The organism is Delftia sp. WSY_7 (genome assembly GCF_043104845.1).
Lineage (GTDB): Bacteria > Pseudomonadota > Gammaproteobacteria > Burkholderiales > Burkholderiaceae_C > Comamonas > Comamonas tsuruhatensis.
This window is the reverse complement of the sequence record NZ_JBICLB010000045.1, coordinates 1-1,214: the sequence shown is the minus strand read 5'-3', so window position 1 is coordinate 1,214 and position 1,214 is coordinate 1. Positions and strand designations below refer to the sequence as shown.

Annotated in this window: 1 protein-coding gene and 1 pseudogene; both read right to left on the bottom strand. The window is 70.6% G+C overall.

Annotation, left to right across the window (positions count from 1 at the left end; all coding sequences use genetic code 11):
• Positions 1-836, bottom strand: an 836-nt coding sequence (locus tag ACF8ME_RS24265) for a DUF6531 domain-containing protein (protein ID WP_392418507.1), incomplete at its 3' end; no start/stop codon positions are given.
• Between the two features lie 105 nt (positions 837-941).
• Positions 942-1,214: pseudogene (locus tag ACF8ME_RS24260) on the bottom strand (type VI secretion system tip protein VgrG); the annotation flags it as partial.

Below are 1,214 nucleotides of genomic sequence, written 5' to 3'. Positions count from 1 at the left end.
TCGTCGGCGCCCCACAGTCCGTTCAGGCCCTGCGCGTCCTTGCCGCCGTGGATGCGCTGGTGCAGCAGGCGGTAGCGCCGGCCTGTGCCGTCGCTCAGGGAGACCAGGCGGCCTGCGGGCAGCGGTTCCGGACTGCCGTTGACGTCCGGGGCCGTGGTCTTGCCGTCGCTGTAGTGGTAGAGCTGGCGGCGTCCGAAGCGGTCGATCTGGGCCATGAGGCGCCAGGGGCCATCGACCGACTCACCGGGCGGGGGGCCAAAGCCCCAGAGGGTGTCGCCATCGCCGCTGAAGGCCAGGATGGCCTCGGGATTGCACGCCAGCGCCGCCTCCACATGCGACCAGCGCGGGTTCGCAGCCCAGGGCGCTGTGCCGCCGTCCGGCTCCGGGCTGCCGCCGCGCAGCAGCCAGATGTCTTCGCTGGCACTGTGCAGCTGGCCGCCCGGGGCCAGGGGCTGGTCGAAGGTGATGACGCGGCCGCTGGCGTCCAGCAGCAAGGTGGCCTCTTCCTGCAGGCGGATGCTGAGCTCCTGCAGCAGGTGCCAGCCATGGCCCAGCAGGCCGCAGGCCGCGCCGTGCTCGGGGTTGACGTAGCTGCTGTACTGGCGCTGCCAGGCCACGGGCAGCGCAGCCGATGGCAGGGCGAAGTCCAGGTCTTGTGCGCCCAGCAGGACCTTGGCGCCCAGCTGGGGGTTGACGGGGGAGCTGACGGTGATGCCGCCCGGGCAGACGGAGCAGGCCAGGCCCCCCTGGCTGCCGATGAGCACGGTGCGCGAGCCGGTGACGATCTTGCCCTTGACGACGCTGTCGGTGATGCGGGCTGCGGGTTGGCCACTCATGCGAGGCTGCTCCTGGAGAGGTGAGAGAGAACGGGACGGCGGATGCGGAAGATGCGGAAGATGCGGAAGATGCGGGGAATGCAGGGGCTGCAGGACATGCGGGCCTCAGCAGTTGAGCCGGTCCATGGGCGAGAGGATCTGGATGTCGCCGGGCGTGATGCGGATGGTGCTTTCGCCGCAGGTCAGCAGGATTTCCTGCTGGGCTTCGAGCCGGATCTTGGCGGCATTGAGCTGGATGCTTTGTCCATCCATGGTGAGCTGGGAGGCCTTGCCACCTCCGCCTGCGCCCCCACCGCCGCCGCCATCGCCCCCACCGGGCGCCGTGATGTTCATGGCCATGCCGCCACCGGCGCCACCTCCCGCGCCACTGCCACCTCC